The organism is Ralstonia insidiosa (genome assembly GCF_008801405.1).
Taxonomy (GTDB): domain Bacteria; phylum Pseudomonadota; class Gammaproteobacteria; order Burkholderiales; family Burkholderiaceae; genus Ralstonia; species Ralstonia insidiosa.
Map to the genome: position 1 here is coordinate 77149 of NZ_VZPV01000005.1, position 21369 is coordinate 98517.

The 21369-nt window shown below is 63.9% G+C and carries 16 protein-coding genes; 5 read left to right on the plus strand and 11 right to left on the minus strand.

The window, feature by feature from the left end:
• Positions 1-8 precede the first annotated feature (8 nt).
• Positions 9-2075, minus strand: coding sequence for a TonB-dependent receptor (locus tag F7R11_RS25850; protein WP_315854004.1), 2067 nt, complete (start codon positions 2073-2075; stop codon positions 9-11).
• 314 nt (positions 2076-2389) lie between these two features.
• Between F7R11_RS25850 and F7R11_RS25855 the strand changes: the two genes are divergently transcribed.
• Together F7R11_RS25855 and F7R11_RS25860 are read left to right on the plus strand one after the other, a co-directional pair.
• Positions 2390-3490 (plus strand): oxidoreductase, encoded by a 1101-nt coding sequence (locus F7R11_RS25855; RefSeq protein ID WP_064806974.1) that lies wholly within the window; start codon positions 2390-2392, stop codon positions 3488-3490.
• Entirely contained in the window at positions 3487-5622 is a 2136-nt protein-coding gene (locus tag F7R11_RS25860) for a cation:proton antiporter (protein ID WP_064806976.1), read from the plus strand. Before F7R11_RS25855 ends, F7R11_RS25860 begins: the two co-directional genes overlap by 4 nt.
• Before the next feature lie 6 nt (positions 5623-5628).
• Here the strand turns inward: F7R11_RS25860 and F7R11_RS25865 are convergent, their stop codons facing one another.
• The 4 genes from F7R11_RS25865 to F7R11_RS25880 form a co-directional block, all read right to left on the minus strand.
• Positions 5629-6888, minus strand: coding sequence for a DUF3734 domain-containing protein (locus F7R11_RS25865; protein ID WP_064806980.1), 1260 nt, complete (start codon positions 6886-6888; stop codon positions 5629-5631).
• Positions 6889-6901: 13 nt separating this feature from the next.
• A complete protein-coding gene (locus F7R11_RS25870) occupies positions 6902-7687 on the minus strand; it encodes a 3-hydroxybutyrate dehydrogenase (RefSeq protein WP_039598643.1) in 786 nt (261 codons plus the stop codon).
• 34 nt (positions 7688-7721) lie between these two features.
• Positions 7722-8465, minus strand: coding sequence for an acetoacetate decarboxylase (locus F7R11_RS25875; protein WP_021192556.1), 744 nt, complete (start codon positions 8463-8465; stop codon positions 7722-7724).
• A 363-nt stretch (positions 8466-8828) separates the two neighbouring features.
• A complete protein-coding gene (locus F7R11_RS25880; protein ID WP_231973359.1) occupies positions 8829-10241 on the minus strand; it encodes an aminotransferase-like domain-containing protein in 1413 nt (470 codons plus the stop codon).
• Positions 10242-10392: 151 nt separating this feature from the next.
• On the opposite strand from F7R11_RS25880, the gene aptA reads away from it, so the two are divergent.
• Both aptA and F7R11_RS25890 read left to right on the plus strand, forming a co-directional pair.
• The gene (gene aptA / locus F7R11_RS25885; RefSeq protein ID WP_039598641.1) at positions 10393-11730 is read left to right on the plus strand and encodes an omega-aminotransferase AptA; all 1338 of its coding nucleotides are present in this window, start codon (positions 10393-10395) and stop codon (positions 11728-11730) included.
• Position 11731: 1 nt separating this feature from the next.
• Positions 11732-13255 (plus strand): CoA-acylating methylmalonate-semialdehyde dehydrogenase, encoded by a 1524-nt coding sequence (locus F7R11_RS25890; RefSeq protein WP_064806982.1) that lies wholly within the window; start codon positions 11732-11734, stop codon positions 13253-13255.
• A 75-nt stretch (positions 13256-13330) separates the two neighbouring features.
• Here F7R11_RS25890 and F7R11_RS25895 read toward each other — a convergent pair whose 3' ends face one another.
• Positions 13331-13537: a S1 domain-containing protein gene (locus F7R11_RS25895; protein ID WP_039598639.1), complete on the minus strand. Its 207-nt coding sequence runs from the start codon at positions 13535-13537 to the stop codon at positions 13331-13333.
• Between the two features lie 203 nt (positions 13538-13740).
• The gene (locus F7R11_RS25900) at positions 13741-13944 is read right to left on the minus strand and encodes a cold-shock protein (RefSeq protein ID WP_021192552.1); all 204 of its coding nucleotides are present in this window, start codon (positions 13942-13944) and stop codon (positions 13741-13743) included.
• A 353-nt stretch (positions 13945-14297) separates the two neighbouring features.
• Between F7R11_RS25900 and F7R11_RS25905 the strand changes: the two genes are divergently transcribed.
• Positions 14298-16193: a potassium transporter Kup gene (locus F7R11_RS25905; protein WP_064809025.1), complete on the plus strand. Its 1896-nt coding sequence runs from the start codon at positions 14298-14300 to the stop codon at positions 16191-16193.
• A 14-nt stretch (positions 16194-16207) separates the two neighbouring features.
• Here the strand turns inward: F7R11_RS25905 and fdhD are convergent, their stop codons facing one another.
• Genes fdhD through F7R11_RS25925 form a run of 4 tightly spaced genes read right to left on the minus strand, consistent with a single transcriptional unit; the run spans position 16208 to position 21287 of the window.
• Positions 16208-17023 (minus strand): formate dehydrogenase accessory sulfurtransferase FdhD, encoded by an 816-nt coding sequence (gene fdhD, locus F7R11_RS25910; protein WP_064806983.1) that lies wholly within the window; start codon positions 17021-17023, stop codon positions 16208-16210.
• Positions 17020-17265: a hypothetical protein gene (locus tag F7R11_RS25915; RefSeq protein ID WP_064806984.1), complete on the minus strand. Its 246-nt coding sequence runs from the start codon at positions 17263-17265 to the stop codon at positions 17020-17022. The genes fdhD and F7R11_RS25915 overlap by 4 nt, the downstream gene beginning before the upstream one ends.
• Positions 17265-19604, minus strand: a complete 2340-nt coding sequence (locus F7R11_RS25920) for an FdhF/YdeP family oxidoreductase (RefSeq protein WP_064806985.1) — start codon at positions 19602-19604, stop codon at positions 17265-17267. The genes F7R11_RS25915 and F7R11_RS25920 overlap by 1 nt, the downstream gene beginning before the upstream one ends.
• Before the next feature lie 27 nt (positions 19605-19631).
• Positions 19632-21287, minus strand: a complete 1656-nt coding sequence (locus F7R11_RS25925; RefSeq protein WP_064806987.1) for an OFA family MFS transporter — start codon at positions 21285-21287, stop codon at positions 19632-19634.
• Between the last annotated feature and the right edge of the window lie 82 nt (positions 21288-21369).

Below are 21369 nucleotides of genomic sequence, written 5' to 3' on the forward strand. Positions count from 1 at the left end.
TTACACGCTTACATCTTGTACCGCACGCCCAGCAGCGCCATGCGTGGAGCACCCGGCATGTTGTAGTTCTCGGCGCCGCCGTGGGCCGAGACGTAGTACGCGCGGTTGAACAGGTTCTGCAGGTTCAGCGTCACGTCGACGTTCTTGCTGCGATAGCCCGCACCAAGATCGACCGTCATGTAGCCGGGCAGCGTCGTCACGTTGTACTGCGATGCGTAGCGCGAGGCTTCCGCACGCACACCACCGGCCACATAGAAGCCATTGGGCAGATCATGCTTGAGCCAAAGCGAACCGCTATGCCGCGGCGTGAGCGACGGCTGGTTGCCGTTGACGGCCACGCCGGCGCTCTTGTCGAGCGGGTTGGTCAGCACGCCGTTCAGATAGGCATAGCTGGCGATAAGGGACCACGTCTTCACCACCTCGCCCGTGAACGACAGCTCCAGCCCGCGCGTGCGCTGCGTGCCGATGGGCACTGCCAGCAGTGTGGCCGGGTCTACGCCGGTCAGGTTGGTCTGCTTCATGTCGAACAGTGCGGCGGTCAGGCTGGCGTTGGCCGACACATCGTATTTGGCGCCGATCTCGTAGTTGGTCGTGGATTGCGGCGCCAGTGCACTGCTGTTCGGGTACACGCTGAAGCTGTCCGCCACCGGCTGGAACGAGCGGCTGTAAGACGCGTAGAGCGAGAGCGGCTCCACCGGGTGATACACCACCCCCAGGCGCGGGCTGACCGGTGTGTCGGTGCGCGCGTAGTTCTGGTTCTTGGGCGTAAGGTCTGTGCGGCTCTGCTTGAGCGCTTCATAGCGCAGGCCGGCCAACACTGTCCATTGCGGCGAGAACTTGATCAGATCCTGCACATACGCGGCGTACGTCTCGTTGTGCGAGAGGCCGTAGTTGCTGGGCGTGGCGTTGGCCGGCACCGTGGGCAGCAGCGGCAGCACCGGGTTGAACAGGTTGACGTTGAAGTTGCCCGGGGTGGATGCCACGCGGTCGCTCTTGTCCTGATAGCCCAGTTCGATGCCGTACAGCAGCGTGTGCTGGATGCCCCAGGTCTCGGCCTTCTGCGTCAGCTCGTTTTGCCACACGGTGCCGCGATCGCTGCGGTTGCGCTGGTTGACGTTGAGCGTGACGGTCGGGATCGGGCCGTCGTTCACGCTCTTCACGGTCGTGTAGTTGTTGCGCCCCAGCGAGTACTCGTAGTTGCGCACCACGCTGTGGAATGACCACTGATCGTTGAAGCGGTGGTCCAGCGTGCCGGTCACGCTTTTGACGGTGGTGTCGATGTTGCCCGCGCCCGCATCGGCCGAGCCGTAGCGCGTGCCGATGGGCACATCCACCGGGCGGCCGTGGTACGACGGTACGCCCTGGTCGGCAATGCGCTTGTCGTGCAGGTAGTCAAACTGCACCGTTAGCTTGGTGTCGGGCGACAGGTTGAACAGGAACGACGGCGAGATCGCCTGGCGGCGCAGGAAGTAGTCGTTGCGGAAACCGCCCGAGTCTTCCACCGCGCCGGTAAGGCGCGCGCGAATGGCGTCGTCGTTGATGGAGGTGTTCAGGTCGAACTCGGCGCGCTTCTGGCGCTCGGTGCCCACCAGCACGCCTACCTCGGCCAGCGGCGTGGCCAGCGGTTTCTTGGTGACGCGATTGATGATGCCGCCCGACGAGCCGCGCCCATACAGCACGGCGGCAGGGCCCTTCAAGACTTCAATGCGGTCGACGTTCGACAGATCGCGGAAGTACAGCGAGTCATCGCGCAGGCCGTCGACGTACTGATCGTTGATCGACGAGAAACCGCGAATGGTCACCTGATCGCGCTGTGCATCGCCCAGCGAGGCCGATACACCCGGTACATTGCGCAGGGTGTCGTTGAGCGACAGCGCGCCTTGGTCCTGGATGACCGCGCGCGGCACCACGTTGACCGACTGCGGAATCTCGCGCAGCGGCACGGGAATCTTCGTGGCTGTGTTGGCGACGGGTGTGTCGTAGCTCGTGTTGCTGCGCGTGCTCTTGGTGGTGGTGGTCGGCAGCGTGCCGGCATCGGCGGCCGCAATCGTGTCGGCAGCAGTTGCCACGTGCATCAGCGGCAGGGTTCCAAGGACGGCCAGAGAGAGGCGCAGGCCATCTCGTCGAAAATTCGGCGGCATTGCAGTTCCCGTAAAGTAAAAAGCCCCGGTATGGGGAAGGGCGCCGTCTTCTGCGGCGCCTTCACTTTGTGAAGGCGAAGATAATAATGAGAACAATTCCCATTCGCAAGAGAGTTAAGTCATGCTTTTGACGAGGGGTAACGTTTGCAGGTACAAAATGCAGCAACTTTTCACGAGTCGATTGCAAATTGGCGGCACCAAGTTGCGTGCACGGCGTCTGACTCAGCTGCTTTTCGCCTTTTCTTGATATGTCGTCTTCACCACATCCATCGACTCCCCTGCGTGTTGCCCTGGTGGGCTACGGCTATGCGGGCAAGCTGTTCCACGCGGCGCTGATCGACGCCACACCCGGCCTGCGCCTGCACGTGATCGGCTCGAACCGCCCGGACGCGGTGCTCGCGGATCGGCCTGACGCTGTGGTTTGCGCGCCCGAAGCGGCGGCGGTGCAGCCGGATGTCGACCTCATCGTCATTGCCGCCCCCAACGACCGCCATGCGCCGCTGGCCGAAGCCGCACTGCGCGCCGGCAAGCACGTTGTGGTGGACAAGCCCTTTACCGTCACGCTGGCCGAGGCGCGGCATTTGGCCCATGTGGCGCAGGAGACCGGCCGTTTGCTGTCGGTTTTTCAGAACCGGCGTTGGGACAGCGATTTCCTTGCCGTGCAGGCTGTGCTCGCCAGCGGTGCCGTGGGCGAGGCGATGCACCTGGAGGCGCATTTCGACCGCTACCGCCCGCAGGTGCGTGCGCGCTGGCGCGAACAGGCCGGGCAGGGCACCGGCATCTGGTTTGATCTTGGCCCGCATCTGATTGACCAGGCGTTGCTGCTGCTCGGCCTGCCTGACGCGGTGAGTGCCTCGTTTGCCCGGCAACGCCCCGGCGCGGAGACTGCCGATTGGGCACACGTGGTGCTCCACCACGGCGAGCGCCGCGCCATCCTGCACGCCAGCATGCTGGTGACCGGCGGCGCACCGCGCTGGATCTTGCATGGCACGCGCGGCTCGTTCATCAAACGCCGCATGGATCAGCAGGAGGCGCAGTTGCTTGCCGGCATGACGCCCGGCGCGCAAGGCTGGGGCGCGGATGACGATGCGGGCAGTCTCATCGATGGCGCAACGTCATCGGCAAGCGATGTCGCCACACCTGCCGGCGATCAGCGCGCGTACTACGCCGCCGTGCGCGATGCCATCCTCGGACAACGCCCCAATCCAGTTCCTCCGGTGCAGGCATTGGCGGTGATGGCGGTGCTCGAAGCCGCCATCGCAGCGGCCGAGACGGGCACAGCGGTTGTGCCGGACCTGACCGATACCGAGCGTGCCGATTGGCTTGCCGTGCGGGAGTCCACCTCGTGAACGGCGTCGTCATTCTCTTGTTGGTGGCGGGCGGCCTGCTCGCCGTGGTGGCGCTGGTGCAGATGCTGGCGTCGCGGCTGACGCTGCCCGAATCGACGCTGCTGGCGCTGGCGGGTATCGGCATCGGCGGTGCGTATGTGGGCTTGCAGAACACGGCGCCCGCATTTGCGACGACCTTCTTTGCGCCGCTCATTGATCCAAGCTGGCCGGCCGAGGCTTATCTGTGGCTGTTCCTGCCGCCGCTGCTGTTTCAGGCGGCGTTGTCGGTGGATGTGCGCAGCATGGCGCCGGATGCCGCGCCCATCCTCATGCTCGCCATCGTGGCGGTGGTCGTGGCCACGGGCGTCATCGGTTTGGCAGCGGCGGCCGTCACGCCGTTTGGCATCGTCACGTGCCTGCTGCTGGGGGCAATGATTGCCACCACCGACCCGTCCGCCGTGATTGCCGTGTTTCGCGATGTGGGCGCACCGGCGCGGCTGATCCGGCTGGTGGAAGGCGAGGCGTTGCTCAACGACGCAGCGGCCATTGCCATCATGGGCGTGCTGTTGGCCATGCTCACGGGCCACGGCACCGATGCGACGGTCAGCGGTGGCTTGCGTGAACTGGCCAAGGCATTTGGCGGCGGTGTGCTCTTTGGCCTGATTGCCGGACGCATTGCCGCGTTTCTGCTGCCCGCGCTGCGCGGCATTGCACAGGCAGAAGCCGCGTGGACGCTTGCCTTACCGTATCCGCTATACCTCGTGGCAGAAAACGTGCTCGATGTATCGGGTGTGGTTTCGGTGGTGTGCGCAGGGCTGGTGATTGGCGCGCTAGGGCGCACGCGCCTCACGCCGCGCAACTGGTCTCACCTGCAGTTGATCTGGGAACAGATTGCCGCGCTGGCGGGGGCCGTGGTCTTCCTGTTGGCTGCGGTACGCGTGCCGCAACTGCTGCATGGTGTGGTCTGGAAAGACGCGCTGTGGCTGGCAGTGGTGGTTGTGGCGGCTCTGGCGGCACGCCTGGCTGTGCTGTTTGGTCTGCTGCCGGTGCTGGCGTGGTTCAAGCTGTCCGCACCAGTCAGTCATGCCTACAAGCTGGCGATTGCATGGGGCGGCCTGCGCGGTGCCGTCACCTTGGTGCTGGCCTTGGGCGTGGCCGAGAACCACGCCGTACACGCGGCCGACCGGCATTTCGTCACCATTCTCGCCACGGGTTTCGTGCTGGTGAGCGTGCTTTTCAACGGTGCGACGCTGCGCTGGGTCATGCACCAGCTCGGGCTCGATCAGCTCTCGCCGCAGGAGCAGGCGCTGCAGCGGCAGGCACTGAACATGTCGACGGAAGAAGTGGAGGCGATCATGCGCCGCATTGGCGGGCACTTCCACTTTGCGGCGGGAGCGGCGGACCAGGCGGCGGCTGCGTATCGGCTGGAAGTGGCAGCCGGCGCTGCAGAGCTGAACCTGGAGGATGCCTTGTCCGAGCGCGATCAACTCACCATCGGCCTGGTGTCATTGGCCACGCGCGAGCGCGAGTTGATTCCCGAATACGGCAACGGCCTGATCTCCATCCGCAACCTCGACGCGATGATGCGCAACACCGCCGACATGATCGACGCAGCACGCGCCGAAGGCCGCGTTGGCTACAAGCGCGCATCGCGCCGGATTCTTGCCAAGAGCTTCGGTTTTCGTGCTGCGATTTGGCTGCACCGCTTGATGCATATCGATCGGCCGCTCGCCAACGCGTTGGCCGACCGCTATGAGCTGCTGGTCTGCCGCCAGACCGTGCTGGAACGCCTGCGTGCTTACAACCGTCTGTCATTGCAGCCCGTGCTGGGCGAGCGCATGGCCGATCTGCTCGACGGTGTGCTGATCGCGCGGATCGAAGCGGCAGAAGAGGGCCTGGCCGAGCTGCGTGAGAAATTTGGCGACTACAGCGCTGCGCTTGAAAAGCGCCTGTTGCTGCTGTTCGCGCTGCACATCGGCCAAAGCAAGATCGACACCATGCTGGCCGAAACGGTGATCTCGAAAGAGGTCTACAAGCAGATCAGCGGTGTGATCCGCCGGGCGTGGTCGGCCGCGCTGCCGCGGCCGCCGTTGGGGGTGTCGTTGCGGACGCTGCGCGCGCAGCAGGCAGATGCGTCGCAGCCGCCCGGGTAACGCGCCTTAAAGCCGCTTGCTGCGCCGCTCGGCGTGCGGGTGGCGGTGGATGTCGTGCGTGACAAAGCCGGACTCATCATCCGGCATCGCCAGCCACTCGGGGTGCGAAAGCGATTCGCGGATGTCCGTCAGACCGGATCCCCAGTGGTCGCGCATGGTGGACGGCCCGAACTGGATGTCCTTGCCCGGCCCTTCGTGTTCCTTGGCTGCGTAGATTAGGTGGATCACGTTGTAGCGCTTGGAGCAGGCCAGTTCCTGCGCATGCTTGTACCACTGCGTGCGCTCGAATTCCTTCTCCGGTAGATGCTCCAGCAGCTTGCGCACCAGCCGGCGCGTCGATTGCGAACGCTCCATCCAGTCGGTGATGAGCCGGGTGCGGCTGGAGTACTGCAGATCTTTCTGGCGGCTGGCGACACCGATCATGGTGTTGGGCACCGGGCCCAGCGCGCTCCACAGGTCCACCTGGAACACCAGCGTGTCACGGCGCGGCTGGGCGCCCAGCACGTACGACAGCGGCGTATTGGAGACGACACCGCCGTCCCAGTAGTAGTCGCCGTCGATCAGCACGGGTGGGAAGCCCGGAGGCAGCGCGCCTGAGGCCATGAAGTGTTCGGCGCGCAGGCGGCGCTCGGTATTGTCGAACGCCTCAAGGTTGCCGGTGCGCACGTTCACGGCACCCACCGATACACGGATGCCGCCATCGTTGATGCGGTCAAAATCGCATAGGCGCTCGAGCGTGGCCTTCAGCGGTGTCGTGTCGTAGTAGCTGGCGTCGAGCGGGTCCATTTCATTGGCCGGCAGCGGCGCGGGAAAGCGCGGCGTGAAGAAGCCACGCTGACCCTCGACGAGGGTGTTGGCCGCCTGCATGGCGGTCAGCCACTTGCGCATATGAACATGGCCGTCAAACCAGGCGTTCTCCAGGATGTCCGGCAGCGGTGGCGAGAAGCTCGGCTGCGTGATGATCTGCCAGAACTCGCGCAGCTTTGCCAACCGATGCTCAGGCGCGTTGCCCGCGATGATGGCCGTGTTCAGCGCCCCGATGGAGATGCCCGCAATCCAGCTCGGCATGATGCCGGCCGCGTCCAGCCCCTCGAACACGCCGGCCTGGTACGAGCCGAGCGCGCCGCCGCCCTGCAGCACCAGCGCGATGTTTTCGTAAGGCGGCAGCGCGATGCGCGGCGGCGAGCTGCCGGCGGCTTCTGCCACTGCGTCAGGACTGTTGGACTTGGCGCGGCTGGCCGCCACGCGTAGCTTGGGTGCGGGCATGTCTTCTCCAGTCTTATTGCATGAACCAGCCGTGGCTGACCACGAACGACTGGCCAGTCAGCGCCGCGCTCGGGAAGGTGGCCAGGAAGCGCACCGTTTCGGCCACGTCTTCCACGGTGGTGAACACGCCGTCCACCGTATCACCCAGCATGACCTTCTTGACGACCTCTTCCTCGCTGATGCCGAGTTCCTTGGCCTGCTCGGGAATCTGCTTTTCCACCAGCGGCGTGCGCACAAAGCCCGGGCACACCACGTGCGAGCGCACGTTATGCGCCGCGCCTTCCTTGGCCAGCACCTTGTTCAGCCCCAGCAGCGCATGCTTGGCGGCCACGTACGCCGACTTGAGCGGCGAGCCCTCGTGTGAGTGCACCGAACCCATGTAGATCACCACACCGCCGCGGTCGTCCTTGTACATGTGCCGCAGCGCTGCGCGCGTGGTCAGGAAGGCGCCGTCGACGTGGATGGCCTGCATCTTCTTCCAGTCGGCAAACGAGTAGCTCACGAACGGGTTGACGATCTGGATGCCGGCGTTGGAGATGAGGATGTCGACCGAGCCCAGCTCTTCCGCCACGCGGTCGATGCCGCTGTCGACGGCTTGTTCATCGGTCACGTCCATGCGCAGGCCGATGGCTTTGCCGCCTGCATCGGTAATTTCCTTGGCGACGGCCTTTGCACCGTCTTCGTTCAGATCAACGATGGCGATGGCGGCGCCCGAGTTGGCGAGCGTCAAGGCGATTTGCTTGCCGATGCCGCTGGCGGCACCCGTGACGACTGCGACTTTGCCTTTCAAGTCAGACATGTTGTGTACTCCGTGAGGGTTGGGGGAAAGCGTGTTACTTGGCGAGATAGTCGAACACCACCTCACCCATACCGAGGGTCAGGTCTGCAATGATGTGCCGAGCTTCGACAATTTCCAGTACGGGCAGTTCGGCCACCGGTGCCAATGCGTGATGCGCGAGTTCCAGCGACGCGGGGCCGGTCCAGGCGCCTTTCATGTCGATGTCGACCATGTAGTTGCGCGACAGCTCGCAGATACGTGCGGTCTTGCCGTCCACGTGCGGGATGATCTTGAGCAGGTAGTTGGGCAACTCCAGCCGGCGCTTCTGCTCGGCCAGATCCAGTTCGCGGTGCTTGTAGCCCATCGTGCCCGTGGCGACGCGCACCGGGCCGTAGTCCAGCGTGCCGATCAGCGTGTCCTTGTCGGTTTCAAGCTTCGGGCTGGCGAGTTTCTTCGGGAAGCCCCACATCTCGCGGCCGCCGGCCAGGGGCGGGTGGTCGTCCAGGTACATCGCCAGCGTGTAGGTGCCGGGCTTGCCCTCGTAGGTGACGGGGATGACCTGGCCGCTCTCGGTGTAGTCGCCAAAGCCGGTGGAGTCGGCCATGCGGATGAACTCATAGGCGACCAGCGGCTCGGGCACTTCCAGCGGCTCCGGCACCATGGCGCGCAGCTTGGCCGGGTCGGTGCGGTACGTGATGATGAAGAACTCACGATGAATGAAGCGATACGGGCCAGGCGGGTAGGCGGGGCTTGTGATCGGCATCGCGAACGCGGTTTCGCGGATGGTCTTGATATCCATGGCACTCCTTGTGCGGTGAGGGATCGAGGAGGGAGGGGTTCTGGACAGCGGGAAGAGCAAGAAATCTGCCGGCCTTGGAATTGGGTCGTGTAAGGCACGACACGTCTGGAACACGATAGACAAAGCCCGACGGTGGTGCGCGTGCCGGCACGCAGCTGACGCACAAGCCGATGCTGCCGGGCTTATGTGACAGGATGGTCAAACTGTCACATGCGGCTGAGGGTGACTGATTCTGCGAGCGTTTTCCGGCGTCGATTCATGTAATTGCATAGGCAATAATCGTAGCCAGAAGCCGCATGGATAGGGGGAATCCGCAACCTTAGTTGACGGGCGCAATGCGTTGTTGCACTGGCTTGAAAGGCGTTATTGCTGGGCAAGGAATGCCCACAGCGCGGGCTCGGCGGAGTACGCCACGTTAAAGCGCAGCCATGGGTCGACTGTCTCGTCGGTGCGGAAATACTGGCCTGGTGCCAGCCAGATGTTGTGCCTGATGGCCTGGTCGGCCAGCGCGGAGGCATTCGGGTGGCCTGGCAGGCGTGCCCACAGGAAGAGGCCGCGCCCCGGCGTGTCGAACGCGACGGCGCCGTGCGTGCGCATGAGTGTTTCCGCATCGGCATGCGCCTTTGCCAGGCGCGCGGTCAGTCGTGCCACGTGTTCCGCGTAGACGGGCCGGGTAACGAATGCGTGCACGATGCGCTCGGTGATTTCCGACGAGGTGAGGGCGACGGCCATTTTGGTGCGCGCCAGTTCGCGTGCGATGGCCGCATCGGCCACCACGTAGCCCGCGCGCAATGACGGCGAGATCGTCTTGGAGAAGCCGCTCACATACAGCGTACGGCGCAGGCCATCTAGCGCGGCCAGCATGGGTGCGGCGGGGTCGGCCAGTTCGCGGTGCAGGTCGTCTTCGACGATCCACAGGCCGTGCTGCTCTGCCAGTTGCAGTACGCGGTAGGCGTTCTGCGCAGTCATCGATGTACCAGTCGGGTTTTGCAGGACGGAGCTGGTGAAGAGCGCACGCGGGCGCTCGGCATCGTCGGTGCGCAGGATGGCTTCCAATGCGGTGGTGTCCAACCCGTCTGGCGTGCGGGGTACGCCCACCACGCGCAGGCCGGCCAGCTTGAGCACCTGGAGCACATTGCAGTAGCCCGGTTCATCCACAGCCACCACGTCACCGGCCTTGAACAAGGTGCGCACGATCAGGTCCAGCGCCTGTGTGGCTCCGCTGGTCAGCAGGACCTGGGAACGCTCGACTGGCAACCCGCGCAGCGTGAGCGATTCCGCCACGGTTTCGCCCAACGGTGCATAGCCCCAAGGGTGCCCATAGCCCGCCACACGCAGCGCAGAGACACGGCTCACCGCGCGCATCGCCTCCTGCACACCGCGCTCATCCAGCCAATCGTTCGGCAACCAGCCGCAGCCGGGTTTGATGGCGATGGAGCGGTCGGCAAACACGTCCGATAACAGCCAGGCCGCATTGAGCTTGGGTGGCTCCCATCGCGGCGCGACGGGCGCGGGCTGTGCAGGCGCGCGCGCGGCCACCAGATACCCGGAGCGCGGCCGTGCCACGATGGCCCCCAGCGCGGCCAGCCGCGTGTAGGCCTCGGCCACGGTGAACGTGCTGACGTCGTGCGCCTGAGCAAGCTTGCGCACCGAGGGCAGCCGTGTGCCCGGCGGCAGGCTGCGGTTTTCGACGGCGGTACGAATGCCTTGGACTATCTGATCGACCAACGTACGCTGGGGATGATGGAGATCGAGTTCGAGGTGTTCGAGTGGCATGTTGCGATGCGGCATGTGACGGTATGAGCGCGGCGCGCACCTATACAGTTTCGTACAGAACCGTCATCTGTGCATGTCCGCAGTGCGTTTGGCTCTGTACAGTTTGCTCGAACCGTTGATTTGCTTGCCTGATTTTCTTTCGGAGACACCGATGAAACCCGCACCGCACCCGCTGGAAACGACTGACCTGTCCTACTTCTGGATGCCGTTTACGGCCAACCGCCAGTACAAGGCCGCGCCGCGCCTGCTCACATCGGCACAAGGCATGTATTACCGCGACGCCGATGGCCGCGAGGTGCTGGACGGTACGGCCGGCCTGTGGTGCGTCAACGCCGGCCACAGCCGCAAGGAAATCGTCGACGCCATCACCGCGCAGGCCAGCACGCTGGATTTCGCGCCCACCTTCCAGATGGGCCACCCAATGGCTTTTCGCGCGGCCGAGAAAGTGGCCGAGCTGATGCCGGAAGGGCTGAACCGCATCTTCTTCGTCAACTCTGGTTCGGAGGCGGTGGACACCGCGCTCAAGATTGCGCTGGCCTACCACCGCGCGCGTGGGGAGGGGCAGCGCACCCGTCTGATTGGCCGTGAGCGCGGCTATCACGGCGTGGGCTTCGGCGGTATTTCCGTGGGCGGTATCTCGCCGAACCGCAAGGCGTTCTCGGGTAACCTGATCCCAGGCGTCGACCACCTGCCGCACACGCATGCACCTGAGCACAACGCGTTCTCCAAGGGCCAGCCGGCATGGGGCGAGCACTTGGCCGATGAGCTGGAGCGCCTCGTCACGCTGCACGATGCGTCGACCATTGCCGCCGTCATTGTCGAGCCGCTGGCCGGCTCCACGGGCGTGCTGGTGCCGCCCAAGGGATACCTGCAACGCCTGCGTGCGCTGTGTGACAAGCACGGCATCCTGCTGATCTTCGACGAGGTCATCACCGGGTTTGGCCGCCTGGGCGCCGCCACGGCCGCAGAGTTCTTTGGCGTGACGCCGGATCTGCTGACGATGGCCAAGGGTATCAACAACGCCGCCGTGCCAATGGGCGCCGTGGCCGTACGCCAGTCGCTGCATGACACCATCATTGACGCCGGCGCGCCGGGCGCCATCGAGCTGTTCCACGGCTATACGTATTCCGCGCACCCGCTCGCTGCTGCCGCTGCGGTTGCTGCCATCGACCTGTATCGCAGCGAGGGTTTGTTCGAGCGTGCTCGCGCGCTGTCGCCGGCATTTGAAGCCGCGGCGCATTCGGTCAAGGGCGCGCCGCATGTGAAGGACATCCGCAACCTGGGGCTGGTGGCCGGCATCGAACTGGAATCGCGGCCGGGTGCCATCGGCGCACGCGCGTACGAAGTCTTCCTGAAATGCCTGGAGCGTGGCGTGCTGGTGCGCTACACCGGCGACATCCTGGCGTTCTCGCCGCCGCTCATCATCGACGAGGCGCAGATCGCGCGCATCTTCGACACCGTCCGTACCGTTCTGCAAGAGGTAGCTTGAGATGAACCGACCGATTGATCCCGCCGTCACCGAATCCGTGGTCAGCCACTACATCGGCGGACAGCGCTATGCCGGCGCAGGCACACGCGGTGCCGATGTATTCAACCCCGCCACCGGCGCCGTGAGCGCGCAGGTACTGCTGGGTGGTCAGGCCGAAGTGGCCGCCGCCGTTGCGGCTGCACACGCCGCCGCGCCCGCCTGGGCCGAGACCTCACCGCTCAAGCGCTCGCGCGTTCTGTTCAAGTTCAAGGAACTGCTCGACCAGAATCACGATGCCCTGGCCGCGGCCATCACCCGCGAACACGGCAAGGTGTTCTCCGATGCCAAGGGCGAAGTCACGCGCGGCATCGAGGTGGTGGAGTTCGCCTGCGGCATTCCGAACCTGCTCAAGACCGAGTTCACCGACAACATCGGCGGCGGCATCGACAACTGGAATCTGCGCCAGCCGCTGGGCGTGGTGGCCGGTATCACGCCGTTCAACTTCCCGTTCATGGTGCCGATGTGGATGGCACCCGTGGCGCTGGCCTGCGGCAACACGTTCATCCTCAAGCCGAGCGAACGTGACCCGAGCCCGAGCCTGATGATTGCCGACCTGCTCAAGCAGGCCGGCCTGCCCGACGGCGTGTTCAATGTCGTGCAAGGCGGCAAGGATGCGGTCGATGCGCTGCTGGCGCATCCGGACGTGCAGGCGCTGTCCTTCGTCGGCAGCACGCCCATCGCCGAGTACATCTATACCGAAGGTACGAAGCACGGCAAGCGCGTCCAGGCCCTGGGCGGCGCAAAGAACCACTTGGTGGTCATGCCCGATGCAGATCTCGATCAGGCGGTGGATGCGCTGATCGGCGCCGGCTACGGCTCGGCCGGCGAGCGCTGCATGGCGATCTCCGTGGCCGTGGCGGTGGGCGACGTCGCTGACAAGCTTGTGCCGCGCCTGGCCGAACGTGCTCGTGCACTGAAGATCGGCAACGGCATGGAGGCCGACAGCGAAATGGGTCCGCTCGTCACGGCGGCGCATAAGGCCAAGGTGGAAGGCTATATCGCCAAGGGCGTGGAAGAGGGTGCCAAGCTGGTGGTGGATGGTCGTGGCCACACGGTGGATGGCCATGAACAAGGCTTCTTTACCGGCGGCACGCTGTTCGACCACGTCAAGCCTGGCATGACGATCTACAAGGAAGAGATCTTTGGTCCGGTGCTGTCGGTGGTGCGTGTGCACGATTTTGCCGAAGCCGTTGACCTGATCAATGCGCACGAGTTCGGCAATGGGGTGTCGTGCTACACCAGCGATGGCGGCGTGGCGCGTGCATTTGCGCGGCAGATCCAGGTGGGCATGGTCGGTATCAACGTGCCCATTCCGGTGCCGATGGCCTGGCACAGCTTTGGCGGCTGGAAGCGCTCGCTGTTTGGCGATCACCACGCCTACGGCGAAGAGGGTGTGCGTTTTTACACACGCTACAAGAGCGTGATGCAACGCTGGCCGGATTCGATTGCCAAGGGTGCCGAGTTCGTCATGCCTACGGCCAAGTAAGCGTCGTACGCAGCAAAGAAGAGGGAGGCGATGCCTCCCTTTTTTCCTTGAGCGTGCGGTTGGTCAACCGCGCCGTCATATTGGTTTGATATTCACCGCGATCGGCTCGCCATCGGGGCCAATCTCGATATCGAAACTCACGCGCTGACCCTCATGGAAAGCAGGTGTGCGTGAAAACTGGATCTCCGAATCCCGAATAAAACGCGGGGCAGCGTGCATTTCTGCAGCTGCCCCGGCGGGCGGATCATATTGAACGGCGTTATCTTCAATTCGGCTGGCCATTGCATTCTCCCGAGAGGGACTTCGTCAAACCGGAGCGCTGTTTCCAGCAACCCTTCGACCGCTTGATGGCAAACACGTACTGAACAACCCTTACAACTGACTTCTAGGGGCTTTTGACCGGCGCGCCGCCTGCCCGGAAGGATGGCGCGCCGTCCTGCAATCGCAATGACGATCTTGGCGGTGCCTGTGCCCCGGCCTTCGACTTACTGCGGCACGATATTCGACGCCTGCTTACCCTTCGGGCCTTGCGTGACGTCAAACGATACCTTTTGACCTTCCTTCAGGCTTTTGAAGCCCGCCGCATTGATCGCAGAGAAATGCGCGAAAAGGTCCTCACCGCCGTCATCCGGGGTAATGAAGCCGAAGCCCTTTGCGTCGTTGAACCACTTAACAGTACCAGTAGCCATGATCTTGAGTCGTAAAGTTGAGAAATCGATCGGCCGCCGGCCAAGAGAAACATAGCAGGCAGACCCGGCCAAACCGGCCAAACGATCGTTTGGTGAATATATGCTTGGCGCGTCTCCTCGTCAAAGTCTGTTTTTTTCATTTCTCTTGTTTAGATCAAGCATAGGCGATGCCTACTGGGCACATCAGGGTCCGGGCGTTCTTGCCATCGGTGCAAACACTCGCACAAAACCGAGTGTTTTCACCTAAGCTTTAGTGGCTTCTGCCGCACTCCAAAGCCGCGCCAGGCGTGGGCGGCATGGCAGATCGTGCACGAAAATTGCGCGTGCTCCCGCCGTTCCAGTCGCAGGCAACCATGACGACAGCCACCGCCAGCACAATCAGAAAAAAACCCGCGTTGATGGCCACCATGGTGGGCGCAATCGGTGTGGTCTTCGGGGACATCGGCACCAGCCCCTTGTATGCACTAAAGGAATGCTTCAACCCCGAGCATGGGGTTCCGTTCTCGGACCAGACCGTTTTCGGCATCCTGTCGATGCTGCTCTGGGCGATGACGCTGGTGGTCTCCATCAAATACGTGGTGTTCGTCATGCGCGCCGACAACAACGGCGAGGGCGGCATTCTTGCATTGACAGCGCTGGCCATGCGCGCCAGCGGCGGCAGCGCCCGGTTCACCCGCACGCTCATGATGCTCGGCCTGTTGGGTGCCGCCATGTTCTACGGCGACGCGGTCATCACGCCAGCCATTTCGGTGCTTTCTGCCATTGAAGGCATGGAAATCATGGCGCCCGCGCTGCAGACGTGGGTGTTGCCGCTGGCGTTGGTGGTGCTGATTGGCTTGTTTCTGCTGCAGAAGCAGGGCACGCACGTGGTCGGACGCCTGTTCGGGCCGATCATGTTGATCTGGTTCGTGCTGCTTGGGCTGATCGGATTGGCGTCGGTGGTGAAGTCTCCGCAGGTGCTTGTGGCGTTGAGCCCCACGTATGCGCTCGAATTTGCGTTCCGGCACACCATCCTGGCGTTCATCGTGTTTGGCTCGGTGTTCCTGGCATTGACCGGCGCAGAAGCGCTCTATGCTGACATGGGCCACTTTGGTGCACGGCCGATCCGCTTTGCCTGGTTCTACATCGCCATGCCTTGCCTGTTGCTGAATTACTTCGGGCAAGGGGCATTACTGCTGCGCGAGCCTTCCGCCGTGCAGAACCCCTTCTTCCTGTTGATGCCGAACTGGGCCGTCGGGCCGATGGTGGTGCTGGCGACAGCCGCCACCGTGATCGCATCGCAGGCGGTCATCTCCGGTGCGTTCTCGATGACGGCGCAGGCCGTGCACTTGGGCTATGCGCCACGCATGAAGATTCTCTACACGTCGGATGTGGAAATCGGCCAGATCTATGTGCCGGTCGTGAACTACATCCTGCTGTTGCTGGTGGTGGCCGTGGTGTTGGCCTTCGGCAAGTCCGATAACCTGGCCGCGGCTTACGGCATTGCCGTGACGACCACCATGCTGCTGACCACGGGCCTGGTGACCGTGGTCATGCACAATGCGTGGAAGTGGAGCCTGCCCGTGGTGGCCAGCCTCGGCGCCGTGTTTCTGGCGGTGGACCTGTCGTTCTTCAGCGCCAACCTGCTCAAGATCGCGGCAGGTGGCTGGTTCCCGCTGCTACTGGGTGGCCTGATCTTCTTCCTGATGGTGACGTGGCACACGGGCACGCAGTTGCTCAAGGCGCGCAACGTGGAGGGCGGCATTCCGCTTGAGCCTTTCATGGAAGGGCTGTTGCGCCATCCCCCATATCGGGTGGACGGTACGGCGGTGTACCTCACGCCGAGCATCGAGTTCGTGCCGCTGGCGTTGTTGCACAACCTCAAGCACAACCACGTGCTGCACAAGCGCGTGCTGTTCATTCACTTCCGTACGCTGGCTGTGCCTTATGTGGAGCCCGCCAAGCGGATGGTGCTCAAGACCATCGGCGAAGACATCTACACCGCAGTGGTGGACTTCGGCTTCAAGGAAACCCCCGCTGTCGACGACATCGTCAAGAACGTGGGCCAGCGCTTGAATATCGTCTTTGAGGATATGGAAACATCGTTCTTCATTACTCGTGCCACGGTGGTGCCGTCACCGCTGCCCGGCATGGCGATGTGGCGCGAATCGCTGTTTGCCTGGATGCAGCACAACAGTGCCAAACCGTCGGATTTCTTCCGGATTCCAGCCAACCGGTTGGTTGAGTTGGGGAGCAAGGTGGAGATCTAGTCCGCGCCCGCGTTCTACGCGAATCGGGTTGCGCTGTCGCCCCGGCAGAACGCCAGCAGCATCAGGTTGCCCGCCTTGGCATGCTGGATCGCGAGTGACGACGGCGCGGAGATCGTCGCCAGCAGCGGTACCTCCATCTGCACGCATTTGCGCGCCAGCTCGAAGCTCGCGCGGCTGGTCATGACGATGAAACCGTCGGTCGGGCGGATGCCGAGCCGGGTCAGCCGGCCGATCAGTTTGTCCAGTGCGTTGTGGCGACCGACGTCTTCCAGTACATGCAGTGGTGCATTGCCATCTGCAGGCACCCAGCCTGCCGCATGCAGGCCGCCGGTGAGCGCGTTGGCGGGTTGATGTACGGTCATTGCCTGCATGGCGTCGAGCACCTGTGCGTCGGCAAGTGATGCCATCCACGTTGGCTGTGCAAGGGGTATCGGCGAAGCTTCAAAGGTCTGCAGGCTCTCGATGCCACACAGGCCGCAGCCCGTCGGGCCAGCCAATGCGCGGCGTCGTTCCTTCAAGCGGACGAAGCAGTGCGAGGCGATTTCGGTGTGGATCTCGATGCCATGCACGTGCGTTTCGACATCGGCGCCGCGCCAGTCAGCACGGCTGTCGATGATGCCCTCGGACAGCGCAAAGCCCAGTGCAAAGTCTTCCAGATCAGCGGGCGAGGCCATCATCACGGCGTGCGTGATGCCGTTGAAGATGAGCGCCACCGGTGTCTCATCTGCAACGGCGGTGGTGGTGTCTTCGTGTGCGCCAGCACGTGTGCGCCGCGTTGCTGACGTTGAGACGACGGGCAGGCCGGCTGGGTGGCGGGTGAGGGCGGTCATGCGGTGGTACTCGGTACAGCGCGGCCAGCATCGAGCAGCACGACCAGCCAGCGTGTGTCATCCATGGTGACGCGCAACAGGCCCGCATCGGCCAGCGGATGCAACGCGCGCAGCACGGTGCTGGCGCGTTCGCCTACGCGTTTGGTCAGCCAGGGTAGCGACACCGGTTTGCCGGGTTCGGTTTCGTGCAGTGCCGTCAACAGCGCAAGCTGCAGCGCAGACCACGCCGGTTCGTTCGACATCAGGCGTCGGCTGCAGCGGCAGCCTGCGCGTCGGCGGTGCGTTCTACCTGGCTTGGCACCAGCATCACCGGAATCGACTTGGACGTTGGCGTACGTGCCTGATCGGCCACGGAAGACAGCGGCACCAGCGGGTTGGTCTCCGGGTAGTACGCCGCAAGACAGCCGCGCGGAATGTCATACGCCACGAGGCGGAAGCCATCGGCGCGGCGCGTGGTGCCGTCTTCGGACAGCGTGATCATGTCGATCCACTCGCCGTCCTTCATGCGGATGGTGTGCAGGTCTTCCTTGTTGATGAAAACCACGCGGCGCTGGCCGAACACGCCGCGGTAGCGGTCATCCATGCCGTAGATGGTGGTGTTGTACTGGTCGTGCGAGCGCACCGTGGCCAGCGTGAAGACAGTGGCATCGGCATGGCGCTCGCGGGCGCGGTGGATGGGCGTATCGGTCGGGATACCGTGCGTGTGGAATTCCGCCTTGCCCGACGGCGTGTTCCAGACGCGCTCCGATGCGGTGTTGCGCAAGCGGAAGCCGCCCGGCACACGGATTTTCTCGTTGAAGCCGGCAAAGTCATCGAACACAGCTTCGATGCGATCGCGGATGCGGTCGTAGTCTTCGACCAGCCAGCGCCAGGGGATGGTGCTCTCGGGCAACGTCGCCTCGGCCAGCCGCGCCACGATGGCGGGCTCCGACAACAAGTGAGGCGAGGCCGGCGGATTGATGCCCGCCGACATGTGCACCATGCTCATCGAATCTTCCACCGTCACGCCTTGCGTGCCGCCGGCTTGCTGGTCCACTTCAGTCCGGCCCAGGCACGGCAGGATCAGCGCGGCCTTGCCGTGCACGATGTGGCTACGGTTGAGCTTGGTGGTCACGTGCACGGTCAGATCGCACTGGCGCAGGCCGGCCCACGTCGCAGCGGTGTCCGGCGTGGCCGCGGCAAAGTTGCCGCCCATGGCAAAGAACACGCGCCCCGCGCCGTTGCGCATCGCTTCGATGGCACCGACGGTGTCGTAGCCATGTTCGCGCGGCGTGTTGAAGCCAAACACCTTTTCCAGCCGATCCAGGAACGCCGGGGCGGGCTTCTCGTAGATGCCCATCGTCCGGTCGCCCTGCACGTTGCTGTGGCCGCGCACCGGGCATGCACCCGCGCCCGGGCGGCCGATGTTGCCGCGCAGGAGCAGGAGATTGACGATCATCTGGATCGTCGCGACGGAATGCTTGTGTTGCGTGATCCCCATGCCCCAGCAGGCGATCACGCTGCCGGCCTTGATGTAGGTATCGCCGGCCTGGCGGATTTCGTTTTCCGGCAGGCCCGATTCGGCTTCGATGGTCGCCCACGATTCGGCGCGTACATCGGCGGCAAACGCATCGAAGCCACCGGTGTGCTGGGCGATGAACGCGTGATCGATGATGGCGGGCTCACCGCGGCTGCGCGCCACGTCATCGCGCTCGATCACGTGTTTGATGATGCCCTTGACCGTTGCCAAATCACCGCCGATGCGGACCTGGTGGTACTCGGTGCTGATGCGCGTGGAGCCGAGCGTGAGCATCTCGAGCTTGCTTTGCGGATCGGCAAAGCGCTCCAGCCCGCGCTCACGCAGCGGGTTGAATGACACGATCTTCGCGCCGCGCTTGGACGCCTCGCGCAATTCACCCAGCATGCGCGGGTGGTTCGTCCCCGGGTTCTGGCCGAAGATGAAGATGGCATCAGCCTTGGTGAAATCGTCGAGCGTGACAGTGCCCTTGCCAACGCCGATGCTGCCCCGCATGCCTGTGCCGGAAGGCTCGTGGCACATGTTGGAGCAGTCGGGGAAATTGTTCGTGCCGTATGCGCGCACGAACAACTGGTAGAGGAAGGCCGCCTCATTGCTGGTGCGGCCAGAGGTGTAGAAGATCGCCTGGTTCGGATCGGGCAGTGCACGCAGGTGCTGTGCGACGAGCGCGAAGGCAGCATCCCATTCGATCGGGACGTATTTGTCGCTGACGGCGTCGTAGACCATCGGGTGCGTCAGGCGCCCCTGGTCTTCCAGCGCGTAGTCGGACCACTCGGCCAGTTCGCGCACGGTGTGTTGTGCGAAGAACTCCGGCGTGGTGCGGCGTGACGTGGCTTCAGCGGCCACGGCTTTTACGCCGTTCTCGCAAAACTCGAACGTGGAGGCGTGGTCACGATCGGGCCATGCGCAGCCGGGGCAATCGAAGCCATCGGGCTGGTTGGCGGACAGCATGGTCTTGGCGCCCTTGGCGGCGATGCCCTGCGACAGCAGTTGATGCGCAACGCTCTTGAGCGCGCCCCAGCCACCGGCCGGATGACGGTAAAACTCGATTTTCTGATGCTTCATGACGGCGCGGTGGCTTGATTTCAGGCGTTAAGAGAACAGAACAGCAGCTTTTTGGAGTGTAATCCAAACCCCCCAGCCCAACGGCAGGCCAACGGCTGCCCAGGCCAGCACCACAGCCACGGCCGAACCCGGATGTGCCGCCCATTCCAGTGACGTTTCCGGCGAAGCTACCGACGGCGTCGGATTCTTGGCGGCTGCTGCATGACGCAGCTCGTCGAGCTGCGCGTCGGTCATGAAGTGCTTCGCGTTCACCGGGCGCACCAGCAGGTTGCAGACAAAGCCCAGCACCAGCAGGCCGGCCAGGATCATCATCGTGATGTCGTACACGGCGGCACGTTCCACACCATGGGCAATCTGGTACTCACGCAGATAGTTCACCAGCACCGGGCCCAGGATGCCGGCCGTCGACCACGCGGTCAGCAGGCGGCCGTGGATGGCGCCCACCATTTGCGTGCCGAACATGTCAGCCAGGTAGGCCGGCACGGTGGCAAAGCCGCCGCCGTACATCGACAGGATCACGCAGAAGGCCAGCGCGAACAGCGCAATGTTGCCGGTGTGCGAAGTCCACGGAATCGATGCATAGAGCACGAAGCCCAGCACGAAGAAGATCGCGTAGGTCATCTTGCGGCCCAGGCGGTCCGACAGCGATGCCCAGAAGAAACGGCCACCGATGTTGAACAGGCTCAGCAGGCCCGTGAAGCCGGCTGCGATGGCGGCGATCTGGCCCTTCTGCGCAGCGGTCAGCTCAGTGAAGGCTGTGGTTACGCCGAGCAGCTTGCCGCCAAACACTTCCTGCAGCAGCGGTGAGGCCATGCCCAGCACGCCAATGCCGGCCGACACGTTCAGGCACAGCACGGCCCAGATCAGCCAGAACTGCGGCGTCTTCAGTGCCTCGTTCACGTGCACATGGCGCTGCGTGACCATGGCGTCCTTCGCCTTGGCCGGCGACGGCGTCCAGCCGGCCGGCTTCCAGCCAGTGGGCGGTACGCGATAACCCAGTGCGCCCGCCATCATGAACACGAAGTAGATGCCGGCCAGCACGATAAACGTTTGCGCGACACCCACGGAATCCGGCGTGGCAAACAGCTTCATCAGGCGGTCAGCCAGCGGCGCACCGATCATCGCGCCGCCGCCAAAGCCCATGATGGCCATGCCCGTGGCCATGCCACGCTTGTCCGGAAACCACTTGATCAGCGTCGATACGGGCGAGATGTAGCCCAGCCCCAGGCCAATGCCGCCGATCACACCGGAGCCGACCCACAGCAGCCAAAGCTGGTGCATCTGGATGCCGAGTGCCGAGATCAGCAGGCCGCCGCACCAGCACACCGCCGACACGACACCGGCCTTGCGCGGGCCGACGCGTTCCAGCCAGCCGCCCCACAACGCAGCAGACAGGCCGAGGAAGACGAAAAACAACGTGAACATCCAGCCCAGGCTGGAGATGCGCCAGTCGCAGGTGGTGGTGAACAGCTCGGCAATCAGCGAGACATCGGCGCCGCAGGTTTGCGGCTTGGCAATGCCCAGTGCACGCCCGAGCGGCAGCCAGAAAACGGAAAAGCCATAGGCCATGCCGATGCACAGATGGATGGCCAAGGCGGCAGGCGGAACCAGCCAGCGGTTGAACCCCACCGCGGCGATGGTGCGCTCGCGCGAAAAAAACGGATGCAGTACTGCTTCGGACATCGAAATCCCCCCGGATGCGGTGATGTGCCTGGTTGCTACGGTATGAAGTGAGTTGGCCGCACCAGTCATGGCTGGTACGTAC

Bases quoted from the DNA above. Each gene is read 5' to 3' on its own strand.
- F7R11_RS25850 (WP_315854004.1), bottom strand. From the start codon at position 2,075: ATGCACGTGGCAACTGCTGCCGACACGATTGCGGCCGCCGATGCCGGC.
- F7R11_RS25855 (WP_064806974.1), top strand. From the start codon at position 2,390: ATGTCGTCTTCACCACATCCATCGACTCCCCTGCGTGTTGCCCTGGTG.
- F7R11_RS25865 (WP_064806980.1), bottom strand. From the start codon at position 6,888: ATGCCCGCACCCAAGCTACGCGTGGCGGCCAGCCGCGCCAAGTCCAAC.
- F7R11_RS25870 (WP_039598643.1), bottom strand. From the start codon at position 7,687: ATGTCTGACTTGAAAGGCAAAGTCGCAGTCGTCACGGGTGCCGCCAGC.
- F7R11_RS25875 (WP_021192556.1), bottom strand. From the start codon at position 8,465: ATGGATATCAAGACCATCCGCGAAACCGCGTTCGCGATGCCGATCACA.
- F7R11_RS25880 (WP_231973359.1), bottom strand. From the start codon at position 10,241: ATGCCACTCGAACACCTCGAACTCGATCTCCATCATCCCCAGCGTACG.
- aptA (WP_039598641.1), top strand. From the start codon at position 10,393: ATGAAACCCGCACCGCACCCGCTGGAAACGACTGACCTGTCCTACTTC.
- F7R11_RS25890 (WP_064806982.1), top strand. From the start codon at position 11,732: ATGAACCGACCGATTGATCCCGCCGTCACCGAATCCGTGGTCAGCCAC.
- F7R11_RS25895 (WP_039598639.1), bottom strand. From the start codon at position 13,537: ATGGCCAGCCGAATTGAAGATAACGCCGTTCAATATGATCCGCCCGCC.
- F7R11_RS25900 (WP_021192552.1), bottom strand. From the start codon at position 13,944: ATGGCTACTGGTACTGTTAAGTGGTTCAACGACGCAAAGGGCTTCGGC.
- F7R11_RS25905 (WP_064809025.1), top strand. From the start codon at position 14,298: ATGACGACAGCCACCGCCAGCACAATCAGAAAAAAACCCGCGTTGATG.
- fdhD (WP_064806983.1), bottom strand. From the start codon at position 17,023: ATGACCGCCCTCACCCGCCACCCAGCCGGCCTGCCCGTCGTCTCAACG.
- F7R11_RS25915 (WP_064806984.1), bottom strand. From the start codon at position 17,265: ATGTCGAACGAACCGGCGTGGTCTGCGCTGCAGCTTGCGCTGTTGACG.
- F7R11_RS25920 (WP_064806985.1), bottom strand. From the start codon at position 19,604: ATGAAGCATCAGAAAATCGAGTTTTACCGTCATCCGGCCGGTGGCTGG.
- F7R11_RS25925 (WP_064806987.1), bottom strand. From the start codon at position 21,287: ATGTCCGAAGCAGTACTGCATCCGTTTTTTTCGCGCGAGCGCACCATC.